16 protein-coding genes and 1 other annotated feature are annotated in these 15,692 nt (G+C 41.1%); of the genes, 9 read left to right on the top strand and 7 right to left on the bottom strand.

Going from position 1 to position 15,692, the window contains the following annotated elements; genetic code table 11:
* Positions 1 to 22: 22 nt before the first annotated feature.
* Complete coding sequence (locus CXF60_RS07425) at positions 23 to 940, top strand: haloalkane dehalogenase (protein ID WP_102091422.1); 918 nt, start codon at positions 23 to 25, stop codon at positions 938 to 940.
* Positions 941 to 1,001: 61 nt separating this feature from the next.
* On the opposite strand, the gene CXF60_RS14595 is transcribed toward CXF60_RS07425, so the two are convergent.
* The 5 genes from CXF60_RS14595 to CXF60_RS07400 form a co-directional block, all read right to left on the bottom strand.
* Complete coding sequence (locus tag CXF60_RS14595) at positions 1,002 to 1,544, bottom strand: IS630 family transposase (RefSeq protein WP_145990208.1); 543 nt, start codon at positions 1,542 to 1,544, stop codon at positions 1,002 to 1,004.
* Positions 1,495 to 1,848 (bottom strand): IS630 transposase-related protein, encoded by a 354-nt coding sequence (locus CXF60_RS14590; RefSeq protein ID WP_102091420.1) that lies wholly within the window; start codon positions 1,846 to 1,848, stop codon positions 1,495 to 1,497. The genes CXF60_RS14595 and CXF60_RS14590 overlap by 50 nt, the downstream gene beginning before the upstream one ends.
* 131 nt (positions 1,849 to 1,979) lie before the next feature.
* Positions 1,980 to 2,564, bottom strand: a complete 585-nt coding sequence (locus CXF60_RS07410) for a TetR/AcrR family transcriptional regulator (protein WP_101205246.1) — start codon at positions 2,562 to 2,564, stop codon at positions 1,980 to 1,982.
* A 117-nt stretch (positions 2,565 to 2,681) separates the two neighbouring features.
* Positions 2,682 to 3,836 (bottom strand): IS200/IS605 family element RNA-guided endonuclease TnpB, encoded by a 1,155-nt coding sequence (tnpB, locus tag CXF60_RS07405; RefSeq protein WP_102091511.1) that lies wholly within the window; start codon positions 3,834 to 3,836, stop codon positions 2,682 to 2,684.
* A 186-nt stretch (positions 3,837 to 4,022) separates the two neighbouring features.
* Positions 4,023 to 4,703 carry a glutathione S-transferase family protein gene (locus CXF60_RS07400; protein WP_102091419.1) on the bottom strand — a complete coding sequence of 227 codons (681 nt, stop codon included), beginning with the start codon at positions 4,701 to 4,703 and terminating at the stop codon, positions 4,023 to 4,025.
* Between the two features lie 516 nt (positions 4,704 to 5,219).
* Between CXF60_RS07400 and CXF60_RS07395 the strand changes: the two genes are divergently transcribed.
* The 5 genes from CXF60_RS07395 (at position 5,220) to CXF60_RS07375 (ending at position 9,886) form a co-directional block, all read left to right on the top strand.
* Positions 5,220 to 5,774, top strand: coding sequence for a carboxymuconolactone decarboxylase family protein (locus CXF60_RS07395; protein ID WP_101205249.1), 555 nt, complete (start codon positions 5,220 to 5,222; stop codon positions 5,772 to 5,774).
* Between the two features lie 110 nt (positions 5,775 to 5,884).
* Positions 5,885 to 6,538, top strand: a complete 654-nt coding sequence (locus CXF60_RS07390) for a DsbA family oxidoreductase (RefSeq protein ID WP_102091418.1) — start codon at positions 5,885 to 5,887, stop codon at positions 6,536 to 6,538.
* Positions 6,539 to 6,608: 70 nt separating this feature from the next.
* Positions 6,609 to 7,496 carry a glutathione-dependent disulfide-bond oxidoreductase gene (gene yghU, locus CXF60_RS07385; RefSeq protein WP_102091417.1) on the top strand — a complete coding sequence of 296 codons (888 nt, stop codon included), beginning with the start codon at positions 6,609 to 6,611 and terminating at the stop codon, positions 7,494 to 7,496.
* 359 nt (positions 7,497 to 7,855) lie between these two features.
* Complete coding sequence (locus CXF60_RS07380) at positions 7,856 to 8,398, top strand: redoxin domain-containing protein (protein ID WP_057760581.1); 543 nt, start codon at positions 7,856 to 7,858, stop codon at positions 8,396 to 8,398.
* Between the two features lie 531 nt (positions 8,399 to 8,929).
* Entirely contained in the window at positions 8,930 to 9,886 is a 957-nt protein-coding gene (locus tag CXF60_RS07375) for an acyltransferase (protein WP_102091416.1), read from the top strand.
* Between the two features lie 126 nt (positions 9,887 to 10,012).
* Here CXF60_RS07375 and CXF60_RS07370 read toward each other — a convergent pair whose 3' ends face one another.
* Positions 10,013 to 10,696: a cupin domain-containing protein gene (locus tag CXF60_RS07370; protein ID WP_102091415.1), complete on the bottom strand. Its 684-nt coding sequence runs from the start codon at positions 10,694 to 10,696 to the stop codon at positions 10,013 to 10,015.
* Between the two features lie 232 nt (positions 10,697 to 10,928).
* Positions 10,929 to 11,792, bottom strand: a complete 864-nt coding sequence (locus CXF60_RS07365; protein ID WP_102091414.1) for a universal stress protein — start codon at positions 11,790 to 11,792, stop codon at positions 10,929 to 10,931.
* Between the two features lie 148 nt (positions 11,793 to 11,940).
* On the opposite strand from CXF60_RS07365, the gene tnpB (CXF60_RS07360) reads away from it, so the two are divergent.
* From tnpB (CXF60_RS07360) to CXF60_RS07350, 3 genes are all read left to right on the top strand, one after another.
* Positions 11,941 to 13,167, top strand: coding sequence for an IS200/IS605 family element RNA-guided endonuclease TnpB (gene tnpB, locus CXF60_RS07360; protein WP_228707066.1), 1,227 nt, complete (start codon positions 11,941 to 11,943; stop codon positions 13,165 to 13,167).
* A gap of 320 nt (positions 13,168 to 13,487) precedes the next feature.
* Entirely contained in the window at positions 13,488 to 14,021 is a 534-nt protein-coding gene (locus CXF60_RS07355) for a DUF2058 domain-containing protein (protein WP_102091413.1), read from the top strand.
* A 381-nt stretch (positions 14,022 to 14,402) separates the two neighbouring features.
* Positions 14,403 to 15,622 (top strand): IS3 family transposase gene (locus CXF60_RS07350; protein ID WP_102091412.1). Its coding sequence is split into 2 segments (ribosomal slippage): positions 14,403 to 14,685 and positions 14,685 to 15,622, totalling 1,221 coding nucleotides; the frame shifts between segments, so codons are not numbered across the junction.
* Positions 14,678 to 14,794: a sequence feature (AL1L pseudoknot), on the top strand. It overlaps the preceding gene by 117 nt.
* Positions 15,623 to 15,692: the final 70 nt, after the last annotated feature.

Here is a 15,692-nt window from a genome sequence, read left to right as displayed (position 1 = left end):
TTTTCTAACCCAAGGATGATGTATGAAAAAACTTAGGACACCTGAATCGTGTTTTGCTAACTTGCAAGATTACGATTTTGAACCGAAATATTTGATGGTCGATGATACAGAAGGTGGCGAGCTACGCGTACACTTCCTTGATGAAGGCCCAAGCGACGCCGACCCTATCTTATTATTACATGGTGAGCCTTCTTGGTCTTATCTGTACCGCAAAGTCATTCCCATACTAACAGCAGCAGGACACCGCGTTATTGCACCAGACCTTCCTGGGTTTGGACGTTCAGACAAACCTGCATCGCGTACTGACTATACTTATCAGCGCCATGTCGATTGGATGCAATCGGTGTTTGATCAGTTGAACTTAAAAAATATCACACTGTTTTGTCAAGATTGGGGCGGTTTAATCGGTCTACGCTTAGTAGCAGCGCATCCTGATAAATTCGATCGCGTCGCAGCAGGCAACACGATGCTACCGACTGGGGATCACGATCCGGGCGAAGGCTTTCGCAAATGGCAGAAGTTCTCTCAGGAGACGCCGCAGTTCAATGTAGCAGGCACCATCAAAAGCGGTACCACAACGACATTGTCTCAAGCCGTACTGGATGCTTACGATGCACCCTTCCTTGATGAGTCCTATAAAGAAGGTGCTAGACAGTTTCCTATCCTAGTGCCCACGACACCAGATGATCCTGCTTCAGAAAACAACCGTGCAGCTTGGGGCGTGCTAAGCAAATGGAACAAGCCATTGATTACATTGTTTAGTGATTCTGACCCCGTAACTGGTGGCGGTGATCGCATCATGCAAAAGCTAATTCCTGGTACCAAAGGCCAAAATCATACGACTATTGTTAATGGCGGTCATTTTCTGCAAGAAGACCAAGGCGAAACGTTGGCTGAGCTTCTACTGAAGTTCATCAATGACAATCCAAAAGCACAGTAATAGATAACGAAAACCCTGATTGCTAATGTACTAGCAATCAGGGTTTTTAGTAATAATATAGTCAATCCACAATAAAAGGGATACAACCCATATCATGAAAGAGCTTAGGTAGATTATTCTCCATCCACCCTTGGCGTAGAAACTTAGCTTGCGCCCATTTTTTCTCGATAGGGTTCAGATCAGGGCTGTAGGGTGGCAGCCATAAAATACGATGGCCATGCCTATTTAGTAGTTTTTGAATACGCTTATTTTTATGAAACCGAGCATTATCCATGACAATAACGCATTTGGTTTTAAGGCTTGGAATTAGTGTTCGTTTGCACCAGTTGTAGAATATGTTGCTGTTAATATTCTGCTCAAAGTAATCAAGCGCAAACAGTATCTTTTTATACAGAGCGCCTATTACGTTAGTACGCTTTTTTGCTTGCCAGTTGTAGCTATCAATACAAGGGCTACCGATTGGCGCATAGCCACAAGGTCTTGTTGTTTCAGCTTCGAAGCCGCTCTCGTCCATATAAATAATGGGGTAGCCTTGTTGCGTAAAGCGATCAAGCTTACTTAAATACGCCGTTCTTTTGATCAGACAGGCTTTTGGATGTTCCAAGGTCTTTTTTTTGACTGATACCCAAACGCTTTAAGGCAATCTCAATGCCTGATTTGCTACAATTTAAACGCTGTGCTCGCTCATACATGTAATCGTCTGGATATTGCGCAACGTCTTGAAGAAGTGCTTCATTTGGTATTTTACTGGGTGGTTTATCCCGAGATTGTTTGATACTAGGGTTCTTCAACCAGCGTTGTAACGCCGTTTTGCTAACATTATAGAAAGTACACGCTTGACGAATAGTCATGTCTTTGTTTTTGACGCTTTTGATCACTTGCGCCCGGAAGTCTGCAGAATAAGTCATCGTTATTAATATCTTTCTCTCGGTTTTAAAAGTATTGTATCTTATTTATAAAAGACTGACTATATGATGATTGGTCAACGACAAAAGGCGCGAGCTGTCATAACTAAAAATCTGCTTTTTATCCAGCCCTGCTATACGATATTTTTAAAAATATCATCGATATATTTCTCTACTGCATCATTGTCGTTAGTGACCTGCGCATAAGTCCTGAGACCTATAATTTGAATTTGGAAATAACGCGCCAGCTCAACTGGATCTTTTTCTGCGCTAATTTCACCGCTATCAATGGCTTGTCCAAAGAGCACGGCAAATGACGCCTCTATACCTTCTAAGATATTCGTTGCATGTGCGAGCAAATCTGGACTATCGTTTTGAGTAAGCTCAGCGACTGTTTTGACGATCATGCACATACCACTAGGCGCAGTGGCGCTATTACAGACAATCACCGTATGGATAAAATGTTTTAAGCCATCCAACACTGTGTCTTTTTGCTCAATACAGTCGGCCAATCTCTTGGCACCATCTGCGGCATAGCGATTCAGCGATTCTGTAAATAGTTTATCTTTACTACCAAAAGCTGCATAAATACTACCTGGGTGCATATTCACCACATCTTGCAAATTGCGCATTGATGTCGCGTGATAGCCTTTTTCCCAATAGAGATTTTTTGCTTTTTCGATCACATCCTCACGATTGAACTTTATCGGAGCACTCATAATTTTCACCTTAATATCTTTGCCATGAACTATCCACTACCTTGCTTATAGGTAGAGGTTTCTTAGGTAACGCTCTTACTTAATACGCTATTCTGTATCAGCGGTTAAGCGAATTTACTAAGCTAACCCTATCGCACCGACAGTTTTTGATTGTTTAACCAATATCAATCCTTGATTTAAGATATTGATGCTGGCATTGATGTCTCGATCATGGGTCTGTAGACACCTTGGGCAGTCCCATAATCTATCGCTGAGTTTAAGGTCATCTTTGCCAAGAACATAATCACAGCCTGAGCATGTTTTAGATGACGGATACCATTGGTCTATTCTCACAAGCGCTTTGTCATACCATTCTGCTTTATAAGCAAGCATAATTGTAAAGACTGACCATGAACTATCGTTAATAGCTTTGGCAAGCTTTCTGTTTTTAACCATCCCTTTAATGTTCAAGTCCTCTATAGCAATGACATCGTGGTTTTTGATGATATTGAATGAGAGTTTATGTAGAAAATCAAGACGCTGGTTGGTTATTTTTTCGTAAATCTTCGCGACTTTAACTTTTTGCTTTTGATAATTACGACTGTCTGACAGCTTACGCTGCTGAGCTTTAGCAACCTCTCTACGTTTGGCTAAAATCTTTTGCTCACGCGCAAGCTTGTCTTTCAGCTTCGATAGAAACCTAGGATTAGCAACTTTAGTACTGTCTGATAAGACAATAAAGTTGGTCAATCCTAAATCAATGCCTATATTAGAATAAGTCTTTGGTAGCGGCTCCACTACTGTTTCAACCAATAGGCTGACAAAGTACTTACCAGATGGAGTTGCGCTGATAGTGGCACTTTTAATAAGCCCATTAATGCGGCGATGTATTTTTGCTTTGATATGACCAATTTTAGGGAGTTTGACACTGTTATATGTGAGTGCAACCGTCCCTTTTTGGTTGTTAGTGGTGTAGCTGTCTTTGATACCTTTTTTCTTGAATTTAGGGAAGCCTGTGCCTTGTTCGAAAAACTTTTTATAGGCGCTGCGAAGGTTCTGCTGCACGTTAGCTAACGCTAAGCTATCTACTTCTTTGAGCCATTCAAACTCTTTTTTATACTGAGCAGGGGTGTTGTTTAGAATCGTTTTATTTGCTTTATAATGATTAACCTTATCAGCTAACATCTTATTCCAAATAAAGCGGGTACATCCAAATGATTTAGCAAAGAATACTTGCTGTTCGTCATTTGGATATAATCTCACTTTATAAGCTTTTAAGATTTGTTTGGGCATAAGGTATGATAACATCTTAAGCTATACTAAAAAATAATGATATACTCATCCCTCTACTTTAAAGGTAGAGGAATTCTGCACATAGTCATTAAAATCTATTTTAAGGCAAAGTTTGTAGAATCAACCTTAGTTACTGGTTTTAATCACTTTTTATATTATAAGACTTATTGAGTCTCTTTGCTTCGATTAACTATTTTTATCAAAGTTTTGCGGATAAAGCGCGCGTGCAGCAACGTCGTCAAACTCAGTTTTGAAATCAATACCTTTAGGAATGTCACGGGCTTTTTGTACCGCTGGACGAGCATTAATGCTATCAAACCAGCGCTTTAGATTCGTATAATTATCCAAGCCGCCTTCGCTTAGTACAACTGTCGCCTTATCAATCCAGCCCCAAGTAGAAATATCAGCGATTGAGTAGCTATCACCAACCATATATTCACGGCCTTCTAGGTGCGTATCTAGCACTTCATAATGACGCTCAGCCTCACGAAGGTAGCGATTAATTGCATATGGGATTTTTTCTGGCGCTTTATGTCTAAAGTGAACAGATTGACCAGAAAAAGGGCCCAATCCAGATGCTACAAACATTAGCCACGATAGCATCTCGCTACGATCTTCTGGCTGTCCTGCCAGCTTGCCTGTTTTTTCAGAAAGATACATCAAGATAGCTGTAGAATCAAACACGCGTTTGCCATCATCTTCTAGGGCAGGTGTTTTGCCGTTTGGGTTGATAGCACGGTACTCAGGTGTATGCTGCTCACCTTTTAGAGTATCTACTGCCACAAGCTCATAAGGCAGACCAGTTTCTTCAAGAAACAATGCTACTTTCATTGGGTTTGGCGTTTGATGAAAATAAAATTTAAGCATAACTTTATCCTATTATATGAAGACAGTCGTCTGATGACTATCAAATCTAGTGACTATACTAATGACTATAAAAACTGTAATGAGATAACAAAAATAGACGTCGAAATTTGAAGCACATTTTTATTGTCTGATATACACTATAACCACAAATGAACGGTCGTTCAAGTAATGTTATATATTGATATAATAAGCATCATATTAATACTATTTTCTCTACATGCAATGGATGAAGTCGATCAGCTCCATTTCGATAAGTCTTGTTCGTACTACAGAGCCACTAAAGTTAAAAAATATTTTTATCGTTGTTTTTTCTTACTACTTACACAGTGTTACCTTCTTAAGATATTGATATTAATAGAGTAGTATGAATTAAGCAGAATAATGTAATTTAGCCATTACAATTTACTTGAACGATTACTCAAGCCAATAATTAAATGTAAATCAGCGACTGCTTTGAAGCGGGCATGAAAACTCTAAAACACACTAAATCTTAAACCTATTATCAGGAATTATATTATGACCGAATTTACTCTACACGATAAAGACACAGCCCCAGCAGAAAGCAAAGACTTACTTGATTCTTCAATCAAAGCATTTGGTATGGTACCTAACCTACATGCTGTGATGGCTGAAGCGCCTGGCTTACTAGAAGGCTACCAACAGCTACATCAACTGTTTTTAGACAGTAGCTTTGATGATGAAGAGACCACTGTTGTATGGCAAACTATCAACGTTGAGCATGCTTGCCATTACTGTGTGCCTGCGCATACTGGTATTGCTAAGAGCATGAAAGTAGATGACGCTATCACTGATGCATTACGTGATGAAACGCCACTACCAACTGAAAAATTGGAAGCATTGCGTACCTTCACACTATCTGTAGTCCGTAATCGTGGTAACGTTGATGACAGCGCTGTTCAAGCGTTTTTAGATGCAGGCTACACTAAGCGTCAGATTCTTGAAGTTATCCTTGGTGCTGCTCAAAAAGTCATGAGCAACTACACGAACCACCTAGCTAACACACCAGTCGACAAACCATTCCAGAAGTTTGAATGGCATAAAGCTGACTAATACGTTTTTCAGCTAACGCTGACACAGTCTATTTGATGTTTTCATGCTGTTGTTCGAAACATCTTCGGGCAGCAGTTTTTCATTTTAATTCATCGCTAATGAGAGATCCTATGGAACAGGTAAAAAAACCCTTACAAATAGACATCGTGTCAGACATTGTATGCCCTTGGTGCGCTATCGGTTATAGTCAATTGGCCGAGGCATTAAAACAAACCAACACGCCGCATGAGATTCATTGGCATCCATTTGAACTAAATTCTAATACGCCGCACGGAGGACGAAACTATCGTGAGCATATTATGGAGAAGTACGGTACAACTGCTGAAGACGTTAAAGAGAGCCGAGCTAGAATGACAGCAGCAGGTGCAGAAGCTGGATTTAATTTTCAGTTTACCGATGATTTCCGTACCTACAATACTTTTAATGCGCATCAGTTACTGCATTGGGCTGATCAGCAAGGACGTATGCACGACCTAAAACAAGCATTATTCGTTGCACACTTCGTTGATAATAAAAACGTGGCTGACAGTACCGTACTGGCAGATGTCGCAGCAGATATTGGACTAGATCGTAATGAAGCACTCGCCGTTATCGCAGACCAACGCTTTGCCAATGTGATACGTGAAGCCGTACAGCACTCAAAACAACAAGGTGTTCAAAGCGTACCATCGGTTATCTTTAACAGTCGGCATCTGGTAAGCGGCGCGCAAGGTGTAGAAAACTACAAAAACATCTTAAAGCAACTAGCAGACATGCCAGAATAAAAACAATAAACTGGAGCTGATTTACCAATTACACCCTACTGAGCACAGTATATAAAAAGGTATCATCATTATGTCAAACTCTAATCATTACGAGCCACCCAGCGTCTGGACATGGGATGCAGAAAGCGGCGGTAAGTGGGCAAGTGTCAACCGCCCTATCGCTGGCCCAACGCATGAAGCAGAACTACCTCGCGGCAAACATCCGTTGCAAATCTACTCAATGGGTACCCCTAACGGTCAAAAAGTCACCATTATGGTCGAAGAATTATTGGCGTTGGGTGTGACAGAAGCTGAGTACGACGCGCACCTTATTCAAATTGGTGAAGGCGGACAGTTCTCATCAGGTTTCGTTGAGCTAAATCCAAACTCAAAAATTCCTGTGCTTTTGGATACAGAGACTGGTAGCCGTGTGTTTGAGAGTGGCGCTATTTTATTCTATCTTGCCGAAAAATTCGGAAAACTACTGCCTAAAGATGCAGCAGCACGTACTGAAGTGATGAATTGGCTCTTCTGGTTACAAGGCTCTGCCCCTTACTTGGGTGGCGGTTTTGGACATTTCTACTTCTATGCACCAGAAAAGTTTGAGTACCCTATCAATCGATTCACGATGGAAGTGAAACGCCAATTAGATGTACTAGAACGTGAGCTTGCAGGAAATCGCTATTTAGGTGGCAATGAGTATACGATTGCAGATATCGCCACTTGGCCTTGGTATGGCAATCTAATACTAGGCGAAGCATACAATGCAGGAGAGTTCCTGCAAGTTGAGAGCTATCCAAATGTACGCCGCTGGGCAACTGAGATTTTAGAGCGTCCTGCTGTGCAACGTGGTCGCAAGGTAAACCGCACTTGGGGTGAACCTGCTGAGCAACTACACGAGCGTCATGACGCCTCAGACTTTGAGCTAAAAACTCAAGATAAAACAGACGCTCAGACAACTGAAGAAGCAAAAAAATAGACGCTTTGTCTATGACTTACTAGGGCGTGTCATCATTTAGATTGTGAGGCTCAAAATGAGAAAAATTGCAGTCAAACAAGGAAGAACTCGCCGCAAATATGAACATATTGACAAGATTTCTGACGATGTTTGACAAAATTTAGCCATTTTAAGACCACTAAATGTTTCAATGTGCTAATTGATGATATGCCCTAGCCTACTTAAGTAGTCTTATTAATCGAATTTAAAGGTAATGTTAATTTTTCCTGTTACTACTTGGGACGACTGTAAACATCCAATACTTTTGCACTTAAGACTGCTACTGTAAGGCTGTTAAATACCAACTAACCATAAAAATACTATTAAAAAGGATAAGAACTATGTCAACAGATTATGCTCAAAAAATTCAAGCCGGTACTACGTTTCCTAAAATGGAAGTACAAGTATTAAACAGTGAAATGACTTCGTTAGGCAAACCTGAAAACGGTCATGACTGGAAACTGGTTGTTGTATACCGTGGTAAACATTGCCCAATTTGCACAAAATACTTAAATACCTTAGAGACAGTAAAACAGTCTTTCTATGACGTCGGTGTCGATATCATCGCAGTATCTGCAGACAGCAAAGAGCAGTTAGAAGGTCATCTCGATCAAATAGATGTCAGTTTCCCTATGGCTTATGGTCTGACTATCGAGCAGATGAACACGCTAGGTCTATACATCTCTGACCCACGTTCAGAAAAAGAAACTGATCATCCTTTCGCTGAACCTGCTGTATTCGTTATCAATGCTGAAGGAAAAGTACATATCGTTGATATCTCGAACGCACCGTTCTCTAGACCAGATCTTGAAGCCTTGGCAAATGGTTTGGCTTTTGTTAGAAACCCAGAAAACAACTACCCTATCCGTGGTATGCACGGCTAATTGATATAGTAAATATAGAGTGTTGATTCACTCGATTATTTGGCTGATTAATATCTAACCAGTTAAATTGCAAAGGGCGTATTGAGATAATTCTTGATACGCCCTTTTTTTATTTATTGATAACCTATCTGCTATCAAACGTAGTCGCTTCATATCTAACTTCCTTAGTATTTGATCAGTACTAATGTGCGAGTAGCACTGTGAATCTATAAAAAGAGGTTCTGTACAAAATTCATAGACTAGCCAGCATATAAGGGCTATATTTGAACTCAAAATATCATCTACAAACATTTTACCTTTGAGCAAGCTATATTTCTTTTTTCATCGGTTAGTTTTTATAAATAAAACAGACTGTGTTTATGGTCTGGTTCGTATTTCGCTTTGGCAAAATCTTGATATAATTGTACGTTCTAATTCACCAATGCTGTTTATTATTTGTTGTTAACACTCGTACACTGAGATTAATTTCTGCTAAAATCATGCAGCAACATTATCAATATCTCATCATAGGTATGAGTAAAAGGATTCGATATGCGATTGAAATCAATCGTTCAAAAATTACATGAACGCGCTCCAAAATTGGGCAAAGCTGCCTCACTGACGACAGCAACCAGCGTTATCACTTTTAATAGTATGTTAGCTGGTTTACCTGTCTGGGTAATGGGTGCTACCAAGGCTATCACCGGTGCTGCCATCGCTGACAAAGCCGTTATCGATGTGACGAACTATTGGATCAATAGCAACAATGCATTGATCGATAACGTATTACCGCGCAAAGACTGGCGCATTAACCTACCTGACGATGTGCATACCAACGGTAAGTATCTACTGGTAAGCAATCATCAGTCATGGGTTGATACCAGTATCGTGCAATATATCAGCGAAAAACGTTTGCCATTGACGCGTTTTTTTACCAAGTTTGAGCTCATATATATCCCTGTCATTGGTCAAGCTTTCTACTTTCTCGACTTTCCTATGATGCGTCGACACTCTAAAGAAGCCATCGCCAAAAACCCTGCTCTAAAGGGTAAGGATATCGAAGAAGCGAAACGAGCATGTGCATTGCTCAAGGACAAGCCTTTTACACTATTGAACTATCTAGAAGGGACTCGCTTCACTCCTAGCAAACATGATAAACAAAAATCCCCATATACGCATTTACTCAAACCGCGCGCTGGCGGGTTGTCACTGGCTATGAGTGCATTAGGGGAAGAGATTGATGGGATTTTGGACATGACGATTGTCTACCCTGACGGTGTACCAACTTATAGTGATCTATGGAAAGGTAACATCAAACGTCTAGGCGTCGATGTGCGACATATAGAGATACCTGAAGACCTGTTTACTGCGATCAAAAACGGCGGCTATGAAACAGATGAAGCGATAAAAGCACAGATGTTTGAATGGGTAGAGCAAATATGGCATCAAAAGGATCAGCTAATCACAGAGATGCTAGCTGACTTTGAGAACAAAGATACTCATATATAGATAAGAATTTCTCATAGTGTACTAAGTTCTAATACAGATAATTTGGCACCTCATGACTGAAAAATTGACGTGCCAAAGTTTTTGATGATGTATGTTTCAATAACTAGCTATTAATAACGAAGTCATTCAAACCTCTTCAATATCTAAACCGATGATATGGTTAGGATTGCCAGTTTTTAGGTATATCGTCACGCCCTCCACCCCTGCCTTTATTTGTACATTTGCATCTATCGGTAGGCGTATCCAACTATTCTGCTGATATATCTGTCCGCCCTCTATTAGCTCGCCTGCTACAACTAATATTTCTTCACCGCCATGAACTGTCTCAGTGAATAACAACTCGCCTGCATCGATACGCTGTAGACTAACGTGCTCTACCCCATCGGAAAAAAGCGGGCAGATAGTACGGTTGCCTTGTTGCTGCCAATTAGCATCATTATAAGTGTCGATAGCCACGTGCTGCGTTTCGTCAGACGACATTTGCCGCAATTTAACGAAAATGACAGCACCTTCGTCACTATAAGGCCGATGACCTGAAGACGGTGGGTTACGTAAATACCAACCTGCTGGATAATGAGTGTCATCTGCAGAAAAAGTGCCTGATAATACCAATATCTCTTCGCCGCCTGGATGCAAATGATACGGGAAGTAAGAGTTTGGCGCATAACGTACAAGACTGGTAGCGCGAGCTTTCTCCGCGCCCATACGATCAAGCATCACACGCTCTACACCGTTTTGTGGTGACTTAATCCATTGATGTGCTTCAGGGATTAATGAAGCGCGTTGTGAAAAATCTGCATTAATTAGCATAAAATATTCGGTGGTGTGTCAAAAAGTATGCTGATTAAAATTTGAACAATTTTTGAAGCCTTGAAAGCCCTATAGAATCAGAGAACTTAGCATAGATTTCTTATTGACTTTTATCACCAGCATACTTTTTAGAACACCACCAAATATTCCAAAGATATTAAATGATTAGGGCGTACCCACAATATAAAACTGAGGACACGCTCTAGACGATAGACACAAATATATGACGTTATTACCGCACTAGAATGACCGGCGATAAAGTGCTAGCGATAATTTCTGTCGTTGTACTACCGAGAAACAGTTGCTGCCATTTCGAATGTCCGTACGCACCTACCACCATAATGTCGACATTGTTTTCTACCTGAAACTTTAACAACCCGTCCACCGCATCAGAAGCAGATAAGTGATGTGCTTCAACGACAAACCCGGCATCTTCTAACTGTGCAGCGGCGGCGCTCATACTTTGCTTGGCGACGTCATTATGATTGCCCACCATCACGATATGACCTTTTAGACCTTTTAATAGTGGACTTTTTGATACCATTCGTGCCGCTTTAATAGAGGTTTTGCTACCATCAAAGGCAATCATATAGGAGCTTGGCTCTTCAAATTTCTCTGAACAAATCAATATAGGAATATCTGACCCACGAGCGACCGTCTCAATCTGACTACCAATATTAATCCGACTGTTCTTATGATCTTCTCCGCGTCGTCCCATCACAATCGCACGATTTTCTTCTTTAAAATGCTCAATACTAGGAAGCAACTTACCGTGGCGTTGATAAACGCGAACATTGACATCAGCAAAACTGCTTTGAATGTGGCTTTTTGCATCTTGTACCAACGCATTACTATAGCTGTTGACGACTTTTGCTCTTTGCTCATCTAACTGGGACAACTCTTCTAATAAAAACTGGCGGCTATTTATGCCTATAGCACCTGATAAATCCCGCCTGGTCGATGCTGGTATGTCACTGACATGCAATAACCCAACAGGTACGTTTAGTTTACTGGCATACCATGCTGCATAGTCACAAACCGATTCAGTCACTGCCGAGCCGTCAATACAGGCCAAAATGTGCTGTGATGTTGTCATAATCTGTCCTTAGATTGAGTTATTTAACACCTTAGCGCGGAACTCCCCTACTTCTAAAGTAGTGGGATGAATGCGTTGTTGGTAGTAACTATTTCTACGTGTGGTATTATTAATAATAAATATAGCACGAAATATAAGCACCGTCTGTATGCCCACGCAAATCCTAAAAGCCTATAAAGTCAGATTATATCCAAATGCCGATCAGCAAATATTCTTTGCTAAATCATTCGGCTGTACGCGCTTTATTTGGAATAAGATGCTTGGTGATAAGATGGCGCACTACAAGACCACTAAAAACACCCTAAACAACACCCCAGCTCAGTACAAAAAAGAGTTTGAATGGCTCAAAGAAGTGGATAGCTTGGCCTTGGCTAATGTGCAACAACAGCTAAGAGGTGCTTTTGGTCGTTTCTTCAAAGACGGGTTTGGCTTCCCCAAGTTCAAGAAAAAAGGCATCAAAGACAGCTATACCACCAACAATCAAAAAGGCACAGTTTCAGTCACTAACCATACCGTTAAACTGCCTAAAATCGGTCATATCAACGCCAAATTCTCCAATAAAATAAACGGCTTAATAAAAAGTGCCACCATCAGCAAAACCCCATCAGACAAGTATTACGTCAGCCTATTGGTTGAAACGGTCGTTGAGCCACTACCAAAGACTCACTCTAATATCGGCATTGATTTAGGACTGACCCACTTCATCGTCTTATCAAATGGATGCAGAGTTGCCAATCCTAAGTTTCTGGCAAAGTTGCAAGATAAACTGGCGCGAGAACAAAAGATTTTAGCCAAACGTAGAGCTGTGGCCAAAGCGGATCAACGTAAACTATCAGAGAGCGGTAACTACCAAAAGCAAAAAATCAAAGTCGCTAAAGTCTACGAGAAAATAACCAATAGCCGCAAAGACTTTCTACATAAGCTCTCATTCAATATCATCAAAAACCACGATGTGATTGCCATAGAGGACTTGAATGTAAAGGGTATGGTTAAGAACAGGAAACTGGCTAAAGCCATATCGGACAGCGCTTGGTCGTCATTCACCACCATGCTGGCCTATAAAGCAGAATGGTATGGTAAAACGCTGGTAAAAATAGACCGATGGTATCCATCCTCTAAGACCTGCTCAAACTGTGGTCACTTGCTGACGAAAGCTGAATTACCGCTGTCGTTAAGATCTTGGAATTGTCCAAGTTGTATGCAAGAAAATGACCGCGACCTTAATGCCAGTATCAACATCTTACATCAAGGATTGCTACTGGCTACACACTCAAAAACTGTCGGTGCGACAGGGTTAGCTCAGTCAATTCGCTTAACCGCTGATACAGAATATTGTGTCAAGTATGAGCGTTACCTAAGAAACCTCTACCTCTAAGGTAGTGGGTAGTTCATTCCTATACAGCTTGTCATACATAATCAAGCTATGCCCTTTATTGGGAGACATCTACAGAAAATATATCCCTCAATTCGATGATAACCAATTTGGGCGGCTTCATCCAGTGATGTATGCGCTTTTGCCATCATCGCAAACGTGCTAGCCGTTCGTAGCCCTATTATTACTTATGGTTTGTAAGAGTATTATATTGCTGCCTTTATAAACTCTGAGCACTGTCTAACCACAAGCGCTGGTAAATTTTGCTACAATACGTCTTTTAGCATTTATGATTTCAGTATCGTTATTTAGGTGATTGTATTATGGCAAAAAATGCCCTACAGGCTCAACTATTAAAGGCTGGTTTGGTCGATAGTAAAAAAGCCAAAAAAATCAGTAAGCAAACTCAGCATGCCAAGCGTACTGGTGACTCAGAAAGCATGGAAGCAAAAAAAGCATTGGCAGAAGCACAAGCGAAAAAGCTTGAGAAAGATCAAAAGCTCAATCAACAAAAACAGCAAGCCCTAGAAGAAAAGGCGCTGAAGGCTAATATCATTCAAATGATTAAGCAGCATCAGATAGCTGAGACAGATGGTGAAGTTAGCTATCAGTTTGTAGATGAGTCTAAGGTGAAGAAGATCGCTATCACTCAGAAGCTGTACGATCAAATCGTGGCTGGCCACGTGGTTATCGCACGCTTGGAAGAGAGCTACGCGCTATTGCCTCGCCCATTGGCTGATCGAATTGATTCAAAAATGGAAGGCTTTATGGTTGTGTCAAACGACACTGCTGAGGAAGCATTGGCAGAAGACGATCCGTATGCCGCTTATGTGATTCCAGATGACTTGATGTGGTAGGTAAACACTTAGTCCAGTTAATATCCATCAAAAACACATTAAATTTTGGACTGTTTTAGCTTATAATATATTAGAAATATTTTCTCATCATCTATTTTTAACTCTGGTATAAGTGCAAACAGTCTAAATAATTATTACTTACTAAGTCCAAATAACCCTTATAGATAAGCCTAAAATAGATAGTGTTAAGTATAATTTTTGCTAGAATTTAACTTTAACCTTGATTGTCGTTAGCAACATCAGATTTTCGTTATTAGTAAGTCTTTACGACGAGATAGACTTACTTGGAAATAATATTTTAGTATATAAAGACCATATTATTAACAATAACTGAACCGCCCCGGGATTGTCGGAGACTCAACATTCTGAGAGAATACGACAATGAAAAGACAAACCTACACTCCTGAGATTAAAGAACGCGCCGTTCGCATGCTGATAGAAGCGTCGAGCGACTATCCTTCTACATGGTCAGCCATTCAAGCCATAGCGTCAAAGATTGGCTGTACGCCTGAGACACTGCGATCGTGGCATAAAAAGCACATAGACCAAACCATTCCCGCCTCAGTGCAGGCTCAAAGTGACAAAGAGCGTATCAAAGAGCTTGAACGCGAGAACAAAGAGCTCAAGCAAGCCAATGAGATTATACGTAAGGCTGCTGGTCTTGAAGCCCAGGCGGAGCTCGACCGTCCACCCAGATAATGGTTCAGTTTATTGATGACTATAGAGGTAGTTATGGGGTCGAGCTGATTTGTAGAGTACTACCGATTGCCCCGTCAACCTATCACCGTACTAAAGACCTAGAGTGCTGCCCTGAAAGGCGTTCACTGCGCAGTCAGCATGACGACTACTATCTCAGCGAGATTAAACGCATCTGGCAGGACAGCAAATGCCGCTATGGTGCTCGCAAAGTCTGGCGGCAGATGAAGGCAGATGGCATTTATATCGCACGCTGCACCGTCGAGCGTTTAATGAGTCAGCACGGCTTACAAGGTGTCTGGCGCGGTAAGGGTAAGATTACCACCAACAGCCGTGACGACCAAAAGCGTGCTGACGACTTGGTCAATCGTAACTTTAATGCCCATCGTCCTAATCAGCTGTGGGTTGCAGATTTTACTTATATCAAGACATTGAGCGGCTGGGTTTATACCGCTTTTATCATCGATGTATTTGCTCGCGCTATTGTCGGCTGGAAAGTATCGAATCGTATGAACACGGATATGGTAATGGCGGCATTAAATCAAGCGATAACAGATAGAAACAATCCCAAAGATGTCATTCATCACAGTGATCGAGGGGTTCAGTACTTATCTATTCGCTATACTGATAAGATGACGGACTCTGGCGTGATTGCTTCTGTTGGTACAACAGGCGATTCATACGACAATGCATTGGCTGAAACGGTCAATGGGCTTTACAAGTCTGAGGTGATTCATTATTTAAAGCAGAACTGGACTGGTGTGAACGATGTTGAACTTGCAACCCTTGAGTGGGTGGATTGGTTCAACAAGAAGCGTCTACATAGCACGATTGGATATGTGTCACCCTTTGAGTTTGAAAAGCGGTATTATGATAATTTAACCCTGTCAGGCATCGCTGCCTGACTCAAGTAAATCACTCTCCGATAAAGTCGGGGCGGTTCAGATAAGAACTATGTAAATATTTAACATACAC

The sequence above is a fragment of the Psychrobacter sp. 4Bb genome (assembly GCF_002836735.1).
Lineage (GTDB): Bacteria > Pseudomonadota > Gammaproteobacteria > Pseudomonadales > Moraxellaceae > Psychrobacter.
The sequence above is the reverse complement of the archived record's forward strand: the minus strand, read 5'-3'. Positions and strand labels throughout refer to the sequence as shown.